Raw genomic sequence first — 17,320 nt, forward strand, 5'->3', positions numbered from 1 at the left:
TCATCGAAGGCGAGAATCAGACGTGAATACCCTGCTTGAACTTGGGAACACGCATGCTGACCTTCGTACCGGCACCCGGCGCTGTCTCCACCACGAGTCCGTAGTCGTTGCCGAACGCGGCACGAAGTCTGTCGTCGACGTTGGCCAAACCGACGTGAGCAGCTTCTCGTGCGCTGGGTCGCCCCGATCCCGACTCGATGGCGTCGAGCGAACCGGAGCGCAGTAGTTCGGGGTCCATCCCCACACCGTCGTCCTCGACGCTGATGATGCAGTCCGGTCCCTCGTCCGCAGCCACGATGCTCACGGTCCCGCCCTCCGGCTTACTCGAAATGCCGTGACGAACCGCGTTCTCGACCAGCGGCTGGAGGGCAAGGAAAGGAAGAACCACGTTGAGCACTTCGGGTGCTATCTGAAGGCGGACGTTCAGAGCCTCCCCGAATCGCGCGCGTTCGAGGGTCAGGTAACGATCGATGTTGCGCAACTCGTCGGCAAGCAGGGTGAACTCACCCGCAGATCGGAACGAGTACCGCGTGAAGTCCGCGAACTCGAGGATCAGTTCTCTGGCCCGCGCCGGATCGGTTCGAACAAACGATGCGACCGTGTTGAGCGCGTTGTAGATGAAATGAGGACTGATCTGTGCGCGCAGGGCACGCACTTCGGCTCGATCCAACAGGGCTCTGGACGCGTCGAGGTCGGCGAGTTCGATCTGACTGCAGGCATATCGTGCGACCTCGGTGACCGCTCCGAGCATTCCCGGCCACGGGTCCTCGCTGGTGACGATTCCCAGTACGCCGACCACGCCGATGTCCTCGATCAGCAGGGGCTGAGCGATCAGCGCTCGCACATGGTGATCGCTCGGTCCGCGCACCAGGTCCGAGTGCGTGACGAGTACCCGGCGTTCGCCTTCGATCGCACGAATGGCGGCGTCATGGAATTGTTCGGACAACGCTTCGTGACGGCCGTCCCACGCCAACAGGTTTCCCGACGCGTCTGCCAGGCCCAGACCGGAGCCGCCGGTCAGCTCGCGTAGGTGAGGCGCCGCCTCGGCGGCCGAATTCTCGTCGAGTCCACGCCGAAGTGGCCGCGCGGCAAGCGAAGCCGTATGGAGAGCGGCATGGACTGCACGTTCGGTGGGGGTGGTCACCTCACGTCTGGTGCGCATCCACACAGCCGTCAGCGCCCCGGCCACTGCGAGAATCAGCACGCTGAGAAGCGCGACCACGGCCGGACTCAAGGCGAGTCCTCGTCCAGTTTCCGTATCAGTGTTTTCGGAGCCACCGTGCGGTACGCATCTTCGACGACGTCGGCTACGTCGTTCCAGAATTTCTCGTCCTCGGTCTCGTCGGCACTCGGAACGTCGAGGTACACGCCGATCCATCCCCGGCCACCCACGTACGGAGGGACGAAGAACCTCGACGGGTCACGACTGACCCAATCTGCCTGCGCCCCAGGTGGGGCCGCGGCCCAGATCGCGACGCGATCGTCGTGGTGGTGATCTGCCATGGTGACGAACTGCGGCGCCTTGCGCACGAACCACGACGCTTCACCGTGGCTGACCCGCTCGGTCGCCTCCGGCAATGCCAGTGCAAGAGCGCGGATTCGCTCCAACGGCGTCATCGATTCACGACCCGCAGGTATTCGGTGCCGGAACACCTGCAAATCGATCCTTCACCCACGCGACAGCTCCCGGCACAGCGGCGCCGTCCGCATGACCTTCACCCGGTCGCGCCTGGAATTCGATGACGTCACCGCCGGCGCAGGCGCGTTCGACTGCCGCCTCGGTCCATTCCGGACGGATCAGGTTGTCATTGGTACCGACGACTACGTACATCGGACCGCTCGCGCGTTGACGGGGAAGAGCAACATCGCTGAGCCACGCGTGAATTCGGTCCGCATCCTCGGCGGTAGCCGGCCGCGTGTCGGCGGGCGTCACCTTTCCGACCAGACCCAACTTCTCCGTCGCCCGAGAGGTCAGGCACGAGGTGAGCAGGTCGTAGTTCTGCTCGAATGCGCCGCGCACGTAGTCGGTTCGTTCGAGGTCCGGATGGGTGAGGGACAGCCCTTCGAGTACATAGGGCAGCAGCAGTTGCTGAGGCAGTGACAGATTCACCTCGGAATCACTCGAGATGATCGGCGAGATGTCCGCTGCCGGGGACAGGTTTGCTGCACCGACGAATTCGAGTCCGTCGCCGTAGGTGTCGGCTTCCTCGGCTGCCGCCCAGGATGCCTGCCCGCCTTGGGACAGCCCCAGAGTTGCCCAACGAGTCGAGGTGTCCGGAACGACGTTGCGCGCCGCTCGAACCGCGTCGATGACGTTGAACGCCGCGGTGTCCGGTTGCAGGTAAGGATGCGGGTCCGGAGTGCCGAGGCCCTCGAAGTCGGAGACAGCGACCACGTATCCCGAGTCGAGGAACGGCGCGACCAGGCCGATCGTGCCGAACAGGGTCGGCGAGGCCGACGGCGCGCAGTCGTCCGAAATACCCGTCGTGCCATGGCCGATGGAGACGATCGGCCAACCGCCCTCCGGCGGAGTTCCAGGCGGCGTGAACACCGTTCCCGACACCTGAGTCTCTCGGCCGTCGATACCGGAGGTGGAGCCGTACAGGATTTTCACCGCGCTTGCTCCGGACGCCGCCACTTCGGCTGTGCTGGTGAAGGGTTCACTGTCGAACACGACGCCACGTTGCGCACTGCTCTCGACCGACGGGGTTGTCGTGGTCGAGGTGTCGGTGACGGAGACATCCGGCGAGGCATCCGATCCGCAGCCGACGCTCACGAGAAGTGCGCTCGCCACCACGACTCCCCAGACTGCGCGAACCCTCGAACTCCGAACAGTCATACGCAGTGTTCCCCTCTATTTGCCCGCACCGCTACCTGCTCGGCGACGCCTGACACGTTCCTCTGCTGCGGCCTCTTCGATGTCGAGTCCTTCCAATACGGTACGCAATACCTCGTCGTCGAGATCTCCGTCGTCACGTGCGGCGATCAGCGCAACTCGTTGCGAGCGCAGTGACTGATGCCGGAACTTGTCGAACAGAGCTCCCGCATTCCACAAGGCGGCCTCGCGATCGGCGTCCTCGTCGACCTCCTGGAGTTGAAGCCTCGCCTGCATCGAGCGTCGTACGCGTTCGACGATCGCCTGCAGTTCCTTCCCGTCGATCCCCGGCGGAGGGTGCGCGGCCGCGTCTGCCAACGCCTTCTCTCCCGCCTTGCGAGAAATGTTGCGGGCCAACTCCATCTGTTCCTGCGTGCGCAACTGCTCGTAAGGATCCGCGACGTCGAGGCGACGGATCATGAACGGCAAGGTAGATCCCTGGATGAGCAATGTCCCGACCGCGACGATGAACGCGATCGCCTGGATGACGCCGCGTCCGGGGAACGGCTCGCCGGACGAGAGTGCAAACGGGATACCGCCGGCCGCAGCAAGAGTGACGACGCCGCGCATTCCAGCCCACGAGACCACCAGATTCTGTTTCCACGTCAGTTGATTCTCGCGATCACGGCGCAGGGTTACACCGAATCGCACACGCGAGTAGCTCAGGAACAGCCACACCGGCCGAATCACGATGACAACGGCCAGGACTGCGAGACCGTACGCGAACACGTGAAGCACCGGAAGTCCGTCGGCGACAACATCGTCGATCACAAAGCTCAGCTGGAGCCCCATGTATGCGAAGACGAACATCTCGAGAAGAGTGTCCAGGCTCGACCACACCGAGCGCTCCTGCAATCGCGTCATGATCGACGCGTCCGTCGAATAGTGCCCGATCACCAGACCAGCGACCACAACGGCCAGAACACCGGACGCGTGTAGTTCTTCGGCGGCCAGGTAGGCAGCGAACGGAAGCACCAACCCCAAGCCGGTTTCCAGTGGAGAGTCGTACATGCGGGCACGAACGAACTTGACGACAAACGCGAGCACCAAGCCGACGACAACGCCGCCGATCACTTCGTACGCGAAGAACAACAGGGGCGAATCGGTGGCAATTCGCGTTCCGGTCACTGCTGCGACGGCGACGGTGAAGAGCGTGAGCGCGGTGGCGTCGTTGACGAGCCCCTCGCCCGTCAGGATGGCGATCACCCGTTTCGGGAGCCCGAGCTTCTGACCGACCGCCACCGCGCTGACGGCGTCGGTCGGCGCGATCACGGCCCCGAGCACCAGGGCGGCGCCGATCGTGAACTCGGGCACCATCCATTCGGCGAAGAAGGCAACCACGAACGCCGTCACCAACACCATTCCGACGCCGAGGCGCAAGATCGGGGCCAAGTTGCGTTTGAAGGTCGCCACCGAGAATTTCAGAGCGGCCGAGTAGAGAAGCGGCGGCAGGACCACACCGAGAATGACGTGGGGATCGAGTTCCGGCCGCGGCATACCGGGTATGAAGGATGCGACCGAACCTACCGTCACCAAAACCAGCGGAGCCTGCAGGTTTCGTCGATTGGACAGCCCGGTGACTGCGATGGCGGCAATGACGACCAGCAGAATCCAGGTGAAGTTCACGCGTTCATTCTGCCCGCCGACCCTGGGAGTTCACCTAGCGGACGCACAGAAGCCCGCAACCTTTTCGGTGACGGGCCCCTGAGCAACGGTGCTACCGAAAAACGGTATGCCGAATCCGGTATTACTGCTTTTCGGGAACAGCCTTCTTGGCGGCCTCAGCTGCCTTGTCGATCTGATCGCCGTACTTGTTGCCGGTCTTGTCGTCGGCGATGTCGGCGACCTTGTCGATAGCGTCGTGAACCTTGTCGGAGTTCTCCGCTGCGAGCTCCTGGCCCTTTTCGACCAATCCCTTGACGTTGTCCAAGAAACCCATGTCCGTGTCCTCTCCCGGTGCTAACGCACATCCTTCGGCGGAATCGTTCCTCCGCGCCCTTCGATTCTCACAGGTCGACGGCCTCTGCGCCAGAAAGCAGGTCCGTGCGTTCGAGCCGTGCGCAACTCGAGGTAGCGTTAACCCGCCAATAGCTGATTGACCACCCATCGACATCGACAGGTGCCCGGTTTGAATGCAGGACTGCGCGGGACGGGGAGCGACCCCTACCCCACGCGTGAACTGCTGTCCCGGTGGTGGTCGGATCGCACCGATTACACCTGGCTCCCCCGATTCCTCGACACTCGCGGGCTGACCGTTCCCGGACGCAAATTAGTCGCGGTGTGGTGTTTTCTCTTCGCCCTGATCGCGGCGACCATGCAGTTGAGCCGCTTCGGTTCCGACACCGCCCTGGCGCGGTCGATCTTCGCCCTCGGAACTATCAGTGGCGCCTATGCGGGCTACCGCTGGGCGCGTAATGAATCGTGGCCAACTTGGCGACAATCCGTGGCCTTTGTCGTCTGGGCCGACCTGTGGCTCGCCGTCACTCTCTTCTTCGCCGTACGCACCGCTTTCGTCGGAACCATCGGCTGCATCCTGTTCATCATGATCGGCTTCTATGCGGCGATAGTTCACAGCCCTCGCGTTGCCATCAGCCACATCGGTTGGGCTCTTGCTGTCTGCACGACGCTCGCTGCCATGGCGATGTCCGAGCCGGTCAACGACGACTGGGTGGTCGTGAATCTCTATCTGATGGTTGCCGGTGTGGTTTTCTCCACCGCATGGATTCTGCAGATCGTCTGGCTGCGCCTGACCGACGACGCACGCAACGCCCACCGGGACTACCTCACCGCGACACTCAATCGCCGCGGACTCCAGGACGAGGCACAGCATCTGCTGCGCAGTGATCGAACGCAGGCTCTGATCGCACTACTCATCGACGTCGACTCGTTCAAAAACCTCAACGACACGCACGGGCACGTCGCGGGCGACGACGCGTTGACCGCTGTCGCCGACCGCCTCATCGCTGCCGCCGGCCCCGATGCGGTGGTGGCTCGAATCGGTGGAGACGAGTTCGTCGTCCTGCGCGGAGTCGATCGAGGAGATATCGAGCAGGTCGCCACCGAGATACATTCGGCGGTTTCGTCCGACTCCGATCCCTATCCTGTGTCCGCCAGTACCGGCGTCAGTGTCTATCTGAGTCCCGAGACGGACTTACCGGATCGGGCTGTCAACGAACTGATCGAGCACGCAGACAATGCGATGTACCGAGCCAAGAAGCGGGGCGGCGATCGCATTGCCTGGGTGCAGATGTTCAGGCGCTGAAACTACTCACTCACTGTGGGCATGGTGATGCTCGCCGGGCAGGTCGTCGGGTGTCGCGAACATCTTTCGTTTCTCCCCGTGCAGGCGTGCGCTGATCCACCACGAGAGTTCCACGAGTACAACGCCGATCGCGCCGAGGGTGATCGCGAGCGTCGTCGCAGCGACGTTGCTCGGATCCAGTTTGAAGAACTCGCGGGTGAACGGCAGCGCGAACAGGATGAGGTATCCGGCCACCGACCCGCCGATCAGAACGAGCTTCCACCAGACGTACGGCCGAGCCACGACGGCCAGAACCCACACGGCGATCATGATCAACGTGATGAGCGCACTGGTTCCGGCCTGGATCTTCTGGGTTTCCGTCTGGTCCGGGCCTTGGTAAGCCAATACGTAGGAGATGAACGTGGTGATGCCGATGATCAGGCCCGACGGCAACGCCAGACGCATCACGCGCGAGACGAAACCGGTTCGCGCGCGCTCGTTGTTGGGTGCCAGAGACAAGATGAAGGCCGGGATACCGATCGTGAACCACGCTGCGATCGTGACGTGGCGGGGCAGGAACGGGTACGGCAGCGGTTCGAAGTCGAAGACCTGGGACAGGACGCCGGTGATGCCGATCAGGAACGCAAGCACCACCGAGTAGACGGTCTTGGTCAGGAACAGATTCGACACACGCTCGATGTTGCCGATCACTCGGCGGCCTTCCGCGACGACGTACGGGAGCGTCGCGAACTTGTTGTCCAGCAGCACGATCTGGGCCACGGCTCGGGTAGCCGGGCTGCCCGACCCCATCGAGACTCCGATGTCGGCGTCCTTGAGGGCGAGCACGTCGTTGACGCCGTCACCGGTCATCGCGACGGTATGTCCGCGAGACTGCAAGGCCGCGACCATTTCCCGCTTCTGATCCGGTCGCACTCGACCGAACGTCGTTGCTCCGTCGAGAGTGTCCGCCAGCTTTTCCTGATCGCTGGGCAGTTCTCGCGCGTCGATGGGGCGGTCGCCGCCTTCGAGTCCGAGGGATCCGGCAACGGCGCCGACGGAAACCGCGTTGTCGCCGGAAATGACCTTGACCGCGACCTTCTGGCTGGCGAAGTACTCCAACGTCTCCTGGGCGTCCGGGCGCACTTTCTGCTCGAGCACGACCAGAGCTTCGGGGGTGACGGTGCCAGGGGCGTCGGCGTCGTCGACGGGGAGGTCGCTGCTGCCGAGCATGAGGACACGAAGTCCGCTCGAACCCACTTCCTCGGCCTTGCGGGCCATTTCCGAGTCGGGATCGAGCAGCACGTCCGGGGCACCGAGTACCCAGTTGCCGTGACTGCCGTACGACTGGCCGCTCCACTTCTTCGCCGAGGAGAACGGCGCCACCGCTGTCGCTTCGCCCCACCCGGAGTCGTCGGAGAGAGACTCGCGAATCGCCAGGACACTCGCGTTGGGGCGAGGGTCGGACGCGGCCATCGCGCTCAACGCGGACTTGACCGCAGTCTCCCCCGATCCACCCGGTGCGACGTCGACCTCGGACAGGCGCATGCCGTTCTCGGTCAGCGTTCCGGTCTTGTCCGCGCACACCACGTCGACACGGGCCAGACCCTCGATCGCCGGCAACTCCTGAACGAGGCACTGGCGCTTGCCCAACCGGATCACACCGACCGCAAATGCAATGGACGTCATGAGCACAAGGCCTTCGGGAACCATCGGAACCAGAGCTGCCACCATGCCGTTGAGTGCCGGTCGGATCGGCAGGCCGATCGTGAAGAGCTGATTGAAGATGATCAGCGCACCCGCCGGAATCATCAGGTAGGTGATGAACTTCAGGATCTTGTCGATGCCGCTACGCAGTTCGGAATGCACGAGGGTGAACTTGCTCGCCTCTTCGGCCAGCTTGGCCGCGTATGCATCGCCGCCGACCTTGGTGGCGCGGTATGCACCGCTGCCCGCGGCAACAAAACTGCCCGACAACACTTGCTGGCCACTCGCCTTGTGAACCGGATCGGCCTCACCGGTGAGCAGCGATTCGTCGACCTCGAGTGCAGCCGAACTGACCACCTCACCGTCGACTACTATCTGGTCACCGGATCCGAGTTCGATAATGTCGTCGAGCACAACATCTTTGGGCGCCATCGCCACGGCGACGCCGTCACGCCTGACCATGGGCTTGGCCTGACTCACGATGGCCAGAGCGTCGAGCGTGCGCTTGGCGCGGATCTCCTGGATGATGCCGATACCGCTGTTCGCGATGATCAGCAGTCCGAACATGCCGTCGATGATCGAACCCGTCGCGAGCACGATCACCAACAACACGGTCAGGATCGCGTTGATGCGAGTGAAGACGTTGCCGCGAATGATGTCCTTGACCGAGCGGGACGCCCGGTCCGGTACATCGTTGGTTTGTCCCGACGCGATCCTTGCTGCAACCTGATCGGCGGTCAGACCGCGGGCGACGTCGACGTCGTCCGGCAATCGCTCAGGCGCTACCGCCACTGCTGTCTCTTCTGAACTGGTGTGCTCGTGAGCCATGGTCAAAGATTACGCACCCGGAGCAACTAATCAGGGTGCGACTCGACAGGCAACCACGTCCGCGACACTTCGCCGCTCAGCCCAGCGGTATCCACCACTTCGACGGCGGTGTCGGTGACAACGCGTCGATCCTGCCGCCCGGCATCGGGACCGACACTGTTGTGCCCGCATCTGCAGCCGACTCGTCGAGGCGAATGATCGGCTCCGACCACGAGTGAAACGCGAGGTTGAACGTCGCCCAGTGAATCGGGACGAAGACACCGCGCGACCCGTCGCCCTTGTTGAGGTCGATGTGCGTCTGCACTGCCTCTTCCGGATTCATGTGGATGTCCGGCCAGCGCACGTCGTACGCACCGACGGGGAGAAGCGTCAGATCGAAAGGCCCATAGGTTTCACCCAGCTGTTCGAAACGTGATGTGTATCCGCTGTCACCACCGAAGAAGACCCGGTGCTTCGGCCCGGCGAATACCCACGACGCCCACTGGGTCGTGTTCCGGACAAGGCCACGACCGGAGAAGTGACGAGCCTCCGTGCACGTGAGGACCAGGTCGCCGATCTTGGTCGACTCGTCCCAGTCCAGTTCCACGATCCGGTTCTCGGGCACCTTCCAGTGCCGCAGGTGCGCACCGATACCGATCGGCACGACGAACGGAGCGGTCTGTGTACGAGTCAGGGTCTTGACCGTAGCCATGTCGAGATGGTCGTAGTGATCGTGAGAGATGACTATCGCATCCACTGCAGGCAGTTCGGTCAAAGCCACCGGAGTGGGGTGCATGCGTGCGGGACCTACTGTGGCCGAGGGTGATACGCGTTCACTCCACACCGGATCGGCGAGAACGCGGTAGCCGTCGACCTCGACGAGAACGCTCGAATGGCCGTACCACGTCACCGCCGCGTCGCCGGCTGCCGCCGGTGCCAGCGGAGTGGCCAACGGAATCGGCCGACGCGGCCGACCCGTCGACCCTCGCGTGGCCATCGACTTGAACATTCCGACATCGGTGCCCGGAACCAGTGTGCTGCTGGGCTCCGAGTTGTGGAACTGGCGGTCCCGGTATCGCGGGGACATCGCCGCATACGGTTGCACCGTGTTTCGCGAGGCCCCGATCTGCGTCGGGATGCCCCATGCGGCTCGCGCCACCCACCCCGTCGCCGCGGCAACAGCAGCAACTCCGAGAACCGTCGTCTTCTTCATTCAGACGAGCGTAGCCACTATCTGCCCTGCGTGCCCGGCGCCTGTTTTCCCTGCAACCAGCTTTACTTACCCTTGAATACGGGAGGGCGGTTCTCGATGCGGGCAGCGCGGGCTTCCTGGACGTCCTCGCTGAGCCAGGCGGCGTGAAGCGCGTCGAGCTGCTCGGGAGACTGCTCCTCCATGGTGCCGTCGTCGTTGAGAACCATCTTCATGTGCCGCAACGACAGCGGTGCGAGATTTGCAATGCGGTGTGCCCATTCCTGAGCGTCGTCGAGGGTTCCAATTTTGTTGGCGAGGCCGCGAGTGAAGGCTTCTTCGGCGCCGATCTGTTCGATGCCGAGCAAAATGGTGCGCGCGGGACCGCCGCCGACCAGCGACGCGAGCCGACGCATCGTCCACTTGTCCACCGAGACACCGAGGGTGGCGGCCGGGATTCCGAAGCGAGCGCTCGGCGCTACGACGCGAAGATCCGACGCGATGGCCAGTTGCGTGCCCGCGCCGATGGCCGGACCGTTGACAGCGGCAATGACGGGGATGGGCGCCGTGTCGATAGAGCGAAGCATCTCGAACAGACGATCGGTGAAGCCCTCCATGTAGACGTCGCCGGAAAGGTCCGCGCCTGCACAGAACGCCGATCCCTCACCGGTGATGACGACGACGTGCGCGTGCTCGGCTACCGCCGCGTTCATCGCGTCCCGTATTGCGATGCAGAGTTCCGCGCTGAGCGCATTACGACGCTCGTGACGCTGCAACTCGATGGTCACGACGTTGCCGTCACGGGAGAACCCGATCATGTCCGCTCACTTTCGTTTCTGGAAGGCTCGACACAGGGATGTTCCGAGGCGCCGATACCGTCCGCATACTTCTCTGCAGCTAAGTTCTGTACATCAGGAGGTTAGATTACCGATGAGTACAGACGACCTTGCCGCACAGCAACCACACCCGGTTGACGTGGTGGTGATCGGCGCCGGACAGGCCGGACTCTCCGCCGCGTACTACCTGCGCAAGTTCGGAATCGAGCCCGAATCGGGGTTCGTGGTGCTCGATCATGCGTCGGGGCCGGGCGGGGCGTGGCAGTTCCGTTGGCCGAGCCTGACACTGAGCACCGTCAACGGCGTCCATGACCTCCCGGGAATGTCCTTCGCGGAAACCACCGGTACAGACGCCGAACAGGTGCCTGCATCGGTGGCGGTCCCCCACTACTTCGAACTGTACGAAAAGCAATTCGAACTTCCCGTCCACCGCCCGGTACACACGCGAGTGGTGTGTCCGAGGGAAGAGCGCCTGCGGATCGAGACCGACCAGGGAGTATTCGCGGCGCGAGGCTTGATCAACGCGACGGGGACCTGGGAGCGGCCCTTCATCCCCCACTATCGCGGGGCCGAGTCGTTCCGTGGCCGACAACTGCACACGAAGGACTATCGAACCGCTGCCGAGTTCGAAGGCAAACATGTCGTCGTGGTCGGCGGCGGGATCTCGGCTGTCCAACTGCTCGACGAGATCTCACGCGTCACGACCACTACCTGGGTGACGCCGCGCGAACCCGAGTTCCGCGACGAGCCGTTCACGCCGGACATCGGCCGCGCTGCGGTTGCCATGGTCGAAGATCGTGTACGACGCGGCCTGCCACCGGGATCCGTTGTCTCGGTGACCGGCCTCCCGGTAACGCCTGCCATCCGGGCAGCACGTGAGCGTGGTGTGATGAATCGACTGCCGATGTTCTCCGAAATTCTTCCGAACGGCGTGAAATGGGCCGACGGTACCGTCGCCGACGCCGATGTCATCTTGTGGTGCACCGGTTTTCGTAGCTCACTCGATCACCTGGCGCCGTTGCACCTGCGCGGACCGGGTGGCGGAATCCCGATGACCGGGCGCCTCGCCACGCAGGTCGAAGCCGACCCTCGCGTGCACCTGGTGGGATACGGACCGTCGTCGTCGACGATCGGAGCCAACCGCGCCGGCCAAGCGGCAGCGCGCGAACTGACCGCGTACCTGGGAATCGGCGAATGAACAGAATCCTTGTTCCGGGCGAAACCTGCTGGCGCATCGAACCGGCGGACAATCTTGCCTGCATCGTCGACGCCGCTGACTACTTTCATCATGCGAAGTCCGCAATGCTGCAAGCTGAAAAGCGAATCATGTTGATCGGCTGGGACTTCGACACGCGCATCAAACTCGAACCAGGCGAGCAGACTCTCGACGGCCCCAACCGGTTGGGAATGTTCCTCCGCTGGCTCGTCCGCGAGATACCCGACCTCGAAATCCTCGTACTCAAATGGAACATCGGCGCGTTCACCGCAATCGGCCGCGGCATGACTCCCGTCTTCGTGTCCAACTGGCTGACCGACGAGCGCCTACGGTTCGAGATCGACGGCGCCCACCCGGTTGGTGCGGCGCACCATCAGAAAATCATCGTCATCGACGACGCTCTGGCGTTCTGCGGCGGCATCGACATGACTGTGGACCGCTGGGACACCTCGGATCACGTCGACCGAAACAATTATCGAATCACGCCGAGCGGAAGGCGTTACGGCCCTTGGCATGACGCAACCACGGCGGTCGACGGCAATGCGGCTGCGGCCATCGGCGAATTGGCGCGGGCACGCTGGAAATCCGCAACCGGCGAGGATCTGACACCGGTCAAGAGCACTGCGACTCCGTGGCCCGTCAATTTGGCTCCCACCTTGCGGGTGGTCGACGTAGCCGTCGCCAGAACATTGCCGGAACTCGGCGAGCGCGCGGAGGTTCGTGAGATCGAGGCGCTGTATCTCGCGGCCATCGCCGGCGCCGAACACACGCTGTACATCGAAAGCCAGTACCTCGCATCACGCACGCTGGCCGAGGCGATTGCCGCGCGTCTACGTGAGGCCGACGGGCCGGAAATCGTTCTGGTCATTCCCCGCAATGCCGATGGATGGCTCGAACAAAAGGCGATGGACGGGGCACGCCACGACCTGCTGCATTTGCTGTGGTCGGCCGATATCCACGACCGTTTCGGTGCGTTTTATCCCGTGACCTCTTCTGGCGCACCTATTTACGTACACGCCAAGGTTCTCGTGATGGACGATCGCCTCCTGCGAATCGGGTCGTCGAATCTCAACAACCGTTCGATGGGCTTCGACACCGAGTGCGACATCGCCGTCGAATCCGACGACGACGCAGATGTCGAGTTGCGCGCCTCGATCATCGGATTGAGGCGCCACCTACTCAGCGAGCACCTCGACGTCACCGAGGAAGAAGTCGACGACGCGTTGGGCGAGCAGTCACTGTTGTCGACGGTTCGCGCTCTCTCGACCTCCGCCGCTCGCAGTCTGCGCGAATTCGACCGGAACACAGTCGACGGCGAAGACCACGTGCTCGCTGAAAATGCACTGATGGATCCCGAGCGCACGCCGCCCAGACTGAGCGATCGAATCGAAGGATTGCGCCGCCTGCTCGGCAAACGCTGAGACTCTAGAACACGCGCACGCAGTGCCCGGTTGCCAGCGCGAGTTCGACGAGCGTTGCACCGTGAACACTCGGGACGAGCGCGAGGAGAAACGTATCGCTGTCGCTGTCGAGCCAGGCAAGTGAAACGCCCGTATCGGTGATGTTGTCGCCGATACGGGCGAGAAGCGATTCGAGTCCGGCAGCTCGATCGAAGGCCACGACAAGACTGTCCGACCACTCCCACGATCCCGCCGGCGCCGACGTGAGCACTCGCAGCTGACCCAGAACCTCGGCAGCATCCTCGTTCCAGTCCACCCAGACCAGGCGTTCTTGTTCGTGCAATGCGTCGACGAGAGCAAACCACGCCATTTCCGGGTGTGGCTTCTCGAGCGTCTGTGAGTACAACTCGTTCTGTACTTCGACATACCGTTCCGGTTGGTCGATCGCGAGAGTCACACGATCGATGACAACAGCGCTGTCAGGGGCGAGCAGTTCGGCGATCGCGCGCAACGCGTCGCGAGCAGTTCCACGAATTCCCGGGCAACACCGCTCGCCGAGCTACCAAATTGGACTTTCCGGCTATCCCATTCGCCGCACTTGTCCGTTTACCCTTTCACCTGGCCTTACAATCCGGATATAGTCATCGGCGATCCGAGAAGCCAACTGCGATGTAGCGAGCCAGCGAACAGTCTGTTACCGTTCAGCTAACTACCCCTTCTGGTCAAACCGGATCGAAGGGGTTCGGGCAATGACCCACGGGGGGTTGACGTGAAGGGGCCATGTTCCGCATGAAACACGATTCACACACGACAACCTCTTGGTGGTCGATCGGCGAATGGCGCCTGGGATGGAAGGTCATCGCCGTTCTCGCATTGCCGATGATCGTCGCCGTCGTCCTCGGAGCCCTTCGCGTTCAGACGGAACTCGAAGAAGCCGCACAGCTGAGTTCCTCGTCCGAGCGCGCCCTCGCTGTGCCCGCCGCGATCAATCTCGAATCCGCGCTGTACGAGCTCGCCGAAGCCGCATCGGCACGCACTGACACCGGCCCCGCCACACAAGCGGTTTCGGACGCAATGGATCAACTGGTCGACGCCGCGCGCGCGTTCCAGTCCGACGACGATCTCAACGACCAAGTGACTTCGGCGCTCGCAGAGAGCCGTTCCATCACGGAGGAGGTCGCCGCCGGCGCGGTGGCTCCCGCACGCTTGGTTTCGCGGGTCGGCGAAGTCTCTCGCGCACTCTCGAGCACCTTCACCAGCGTCGTCGAGCATTCTCAGCGTCCGGCGCTGCGCGAAGAGGGTGGCCGACTCTCAGCACTCTGGGATGCGCGACGAGCACTGGCCGAACAACGAATCCTCTTCGGCTCAGGTGATCCGGACCAGCAGGCTCGTACCTCGATGGTCAGTGCCGCCGGTGCCGAACTGGTCGCTCTGAACAACATTCTCGCCATCGACGGGAGCAACGACACCGTCCGGACCCTCAGCAACTCCGCTCAGAACCGGATCAACGCACTCGGATCAACCCCGTCGACCTCTCCTCTGGGGAGCCGCGTCGGTACCGATCTGAAATCCGGAAACGACCAGTACAACAGCCTGACCGACACCACCGTCACCGAGTTCGGCGATACCGTCACCGCTGAATCCAATGCAGCACGAACCGCAGCACTTCGTGACACTGCAATCGTGCTCGGCGCGGTCCTGCTGGCACTGGCCATCGCCCTCGTCATCAGCCGATCGCTCATCGATCCGATCCGTCGGCTGCGATTTGCCGCATTGCAAGCAGCACGACGCGGACTCCCCGACGCGATCGAACGAATTCGCGCAGGTGCCAGTATCGACGACGTCGACTTCGCCCGTGTACCGATCCGCACCCACGAGGAAATCGGCGAGCTTGCACGCGCGGTGGACGACATGCACGGTCAGGCCATCACGCTGGCCGGCGAGCAGGCCACCCTGCGGCGCCAGGTCAACGACATGTTCGAAACGCTGTCGAGGCGTAACAAGTCCCTCGTCGACCAGCAACTCGGTTTGATCGAACAGTTGGAGCAGGACGAAGACGACCCTCGTCGCCTCGAGAATCTGTTCCGGCTCGACCACATCGCCGCGAGAATGCGTAGAAACGGCGACAACTTGTTGGTTCTCGCCGGAACCGATGTACGCCGCGCCAGAACCGCCCCCGTCGCTCTCGGCGATATCCTTCGTGCGGCGGTATCAGGCGTCGAGGAATATCGACGCGTCGAACTCGGGCAGATACCGCCCGGAGTCGTCACCGGTCATGCTGCCCCGGACGTCGTTCACCTCATCGCTGAACTGCTCGACAATTCTCTGCGGTACTCCCCGCCGGAGACCACCGTCTCCATCAACGCTGCCCGCACCATCGACGGCTCCATGATCGTCGAGATCGCAGATCTCGGTATCGGCATGTCGCCTGCCGATATCCTCGATGCCAACGAGCGCCTCGCCGCCGGCGGCGAGATGAGCGCGGATACAGCGCGTCGCATGGGTTTGTTCGTCGTGAGCCGAATCAGTCGTCGCTACAACATCTCTGTGCGCCTGCGCCCGACGGCAACGTCGTCGACGCACAGCGGCATCACCGCAACGGTGCTCCTACCGACGTCGATACTCGATTCTTCTCGGGGACCCGAGATCCGCACGCCGCGAACCGGACCCGTGCCCACGCTCGATCGGACTCCGCCGCCCGCACCGTCTGAACCGTCCTGGTCAAAGCCCGTCCCGACCGAATTGGCACCCCCGCGGCCTGCGACCAGAAGTTTCGCAGATCTCCCGCGTCGAACGCCCAGCAACAGCACCGACCGGACTGAGACGTTCGCCCCGATCACACCGCAATCCATTCCCACGACAACAGCGCCTTCGGGGTTGCCACGTCGCACTCCGGGCACAAGTGGAGTACCGGCGGTCAGTACCTCGACTCCGACCACTGCTGCACCCGCCACCTCCGTGTCGTCCTTCGCTCCTCTGCCCGATCCCGAAGGCACAAGCGCATCGACGTCCCTTCCCGTGCGTACTCCTTCGCCGGAATTCACCTCGCCGGCACAGGGTCCCGAGATCCCGGTGGGTCCACACCCGTCGACAACCCCGCCGCCACGGCACCGGCTCTCAGCCCCGACGCCGACAAATACTGCGGCGTTCTTCTCCTCGCGCACCCGTGACGGGCTCTCTGCTCGCGCATCGGCGCGCGCTGACGGCGCGGGAGAGGGCAACTCGAACGGCGTACTCGCTGCCCCGACCACGATGCCGATTTTCGCCCGGATGGTGTCCGAGTGGCTCGTGGACCCGACGGCGGAGACTTCAGCTGCTTCCACCGGCAGTGCTTGGACCACCGACGCGGATCAAGGCTGGCTGGCCGCTCGGACCTCGTTCGAGATGCCGGTCACCAAGATCGCCGATTCCGGACTTCCCATTCGAGACCGCGGAGCCCGCCTGGTTCCCGGTGCCGTCGGGAGAGGCGGAACGACACAGCGCCATGCATCCAATCCGGCGGACGTCCAACGTGGTTGGAGCAGTTACCAATCCGGCGTACAACGAGGGCGTCGGCGCGCCGCCGACCATGAGCCCGATGGCGGACAGTCTTTCGAATCGTCCACGATGTTGCACAACGATGAAGGAGAACAGTGAACACTGTCGGAGCCCAAGAGACTCCCCGCGCACTCGACTGGCTGGTATCGGCTTTTGCCCGAGACGTGCCGGGTGTGAGTCACGCGATCATCGTCTCAGCCGACGGGTTGTTGACGGCCTCGAGCACACATCTTCCGCTCGATCGGGCCGATCAATTAGCCGCTGTCACTTCCGGACTCGCCAGCCTGTCCGCGGGGGCGTCACGCCTCTTCGACGGTGGAGCCGTCATGCAGTCCGTCGTCGAGATGGAGAACGGCTACCTGCTTCTCATGGGCGTCGGTAGTGGCGCTTACCTTGCCGCTCTCGCTGTCGCCGGATGCGACATCGGCCAGATCGGTTACGAAATGGCGACTCTCGTCGATCGCGTCGGCACCACCATGGACATTGCCCCGAGAACATCGCAGGGTATTTGAGTT

14 protein-coding genes are annotated in these 17,320 nt (G+C 63.3%); 5 read left to right on the forward strand and 9 right to left on the reverse strand.

Going from position 1 to position 17,320, the window contains the following annotated elements:
• Window positions 1-16: 16 nt before the first annotated feature.
• From ACVZUB_RS22475 to ACVZUB_RS22495, 5 genes are all read right to left on the reverse strand, one after another.
• Window positions 17-1,234 carry a sensor histidine kinase gene (locus tag ACVZUB_RS22475; RefSeq protein WP_030534943.1) on the reverse strand — a complete coding sequence of 406 codons (1,218 nt, stop codon included), beginning with the start codon at window positions 1,232-1,234 and terminating at the stop codon, window positions 17-19.
• The gene (locus ACVZUB_RS22480) at window positions 1,231-1,617 is read right to left on the reverse strand and encodes an MmcQ/YjbR family DNA-binding protein (RefSeq protein ID WP_007727762.1); all 387 of its coding nucleotides are present in this window, start codon (window positions 1,615-1,617) and stop codon (window positions 1,231-1,233) included. Before ACVZUB_RS22480 ends, ACVZUB_RS22475 begins: the two co-directional genes overlap by 4 nt.
• Window positions 1,618-1,621: 4 nt before the next feature.
• Complete coding sequence (locus ACVZUB_RS22485; RefSeq protein ID WP_064074002.1) at window positions 1,622-2,839, reverse strand: lipase family protein; 1,218 nt, start codon at window positions 2,837-2,839, stop codon at window positions 1,622-1,624.
• Between the two features lie 15 nt (window positions 2,840-2,854).
• The gene (locus tag ACVZUB_RS22490; protein ID WP_003939739.1) at window positions 2,855-4,501 is read right to left on the reverse strand and encodes a Na+/H+ antiporter; all 1,647 of its coding nucleotides are present in this window, start codon (window positions 4,499-4,501) and stop codon (window positions 2,855-2,857) included.
• 121 nt (window positions 4,502-4,622) lie between these two features.
• Window positions 4,623-4,814, reverse strand: a complete 192-nt coding sequence (locus ACVZUB_RS22495; protein WP_003940164.1) for an antitoxin — start codon at window positions 4,812-4,814, stop codon at window positions 4,623-4,625.
• A 180-nt stretch (window positions 4,815-4,994) separates the two neighbouring features.
• Here ACVZUB_RS22495 and ACVZUB_RS22500 point away from each other — a divergent pair, with 180 nt between their 5' ends.
• On the forward strand, window positions 4,995-6,137 hold the full coding sequence (locus ACVZUB_RS22500; protein WP_003940053.1) for a GGDEF domain-containing protein: 1,143 nt from the start codon (window positions 4,995-4,997) through the stop codon (window positions 6,135-6,137).
• A gap of 6 nt (window positions 6,138-6,143) precedes the next feature.
• On the opposite strand, the gene ACVZUB_RS22505 is transcribed toward ACVZUB_RS22500, so the two are convergent.
• From ACVZUB_RS22505 to ACVZUB_RS22515, 3 genes are all read right to left on the reverse strand, one after another.
• Window positions 6,144-8,648: a cation-translocating P-type ATPase gene (locus tag ACVZUB_RS22505; RefSeq protein ID WP_003940410.1), complete on the reverse strand. Its 2,505-nt coding sequence runs from the start codon at window positions 8,646-8,648 to the stop codon at window positions 6,144-6,146.
• Window positions 8,649-8,724: 76 nt separating this feature from the next.
• Window positions 8,725-9,840, reverse strand: coding sequence for an MBL fold metallo-hydrolase (locus tag ACVZUB_RS22510; RefSeq protein ID WP_081558270.1), 1,116 nt, complete (start codon window positions 9,838-9,840; stop codon window positions 8,725-8,727).
• Window positions 9,841-9,902: 62 nt separating this feature from the next.
• On the reverse strand, window positions 9,903-10,634 hold the full coding sequence (locus tag ACVZUB_RS22515; RefSeq protein WP_003940192.1) for an enoyl-CoA hydratase: 732 nt from the start codon (window positions 10,632-10,634) through the stop codon (window positions 9,903-9,905).
• Window positions 10,635-10,746: 112 nt separating this feature from the next.
• On the opposite strand from ACVZUB_RS22515, the gene ACVZUB_RS22520 reads away from it, so the two are divergent.
• Together ACVZUB_RS22520 and ACVZUB_RS22525 are read left to right on the forward strand one after the other, a co-directional pair.
• Window positions 10,747-11,850, forward strand: a complete 1,104-nt coding sequence (locus ACVZUB_RS22520) for an NAD(P)-binding domain-containing protein (RefSeq protein ID WP_058037849.1) — start codon at window positions 10,747-10,749, stop codon at window positions 11,848-11,850.
• Window positions 11,847-13,289, forward strand: a complete 1,443-nt coding sequence (locus ACVZUB_RS22525) for a phospholipase D-like domain-containing protein (protein ID WP_482627781.1) — start codon at window positions 11,847-11,849, stop codon at window positions 13,287-13,289. Before ACVZUB_RS22520 ends, ACVZUB_RS22525 begins: the two co-directional genes overlap by 4 nt.
• 4 nt (window positions 13,290-13,293) lie before the next feature.
• Here ACVZUB_RS22525 and ACVZUB_RS22530 read toward each other — a convergent pair whose 3' ends face one another.
• Window positions 13,294-13,779 (reverse strand): DUF6630 family protein, encoded by a 486-nt coding sequence (locus ACVZUB_RS22530; protein WP_251014185.1) that lies wholly within the window; start codon window positions 13,777-13,779, stop codon window positions 13,294-13,296.
• Between the two features lie 278 nt (window positions 13,780-14,057).
• On the opposite strand from ACVZUB_RS22530, the gene ACVZUB_RS22535 reads away from it, so the two are divergent.
• The gene (locus tag ACVZUB_RS22535; protein ID WP_311093799.1) at window positions 14,058-16,904 is read left to right on the forward strand and encodes a HAMP domain-containing sensor histidine kinase; all 2,847 of its coding nucleotides are present in this window, start codon (window positions 14,058-14,060) and stop codon (window positions 16,902-16,904) included.
• Complete coding sequence (locus ACVZUB_RS22540; RefSeq protein WP_003940329.1) at window positions 16,901-17,317, forward strand: roadblock/LC7 domain-containing protein; 417 nt, start codon at window positions 16,901-16,903, stop codon at window positions 17,315-17,317. The genes ACVZUB_RS22535 and ACVZUB_RS22540 overlap by 4 nt, the downstream gene beginning before the upstream one ends.
• Window positions 17,318-17,320 lie beyond the last annotated feature (3 nt).

It is taken from the genome of Rhodococcus sp. OS5, assembly GCF_056837585.1.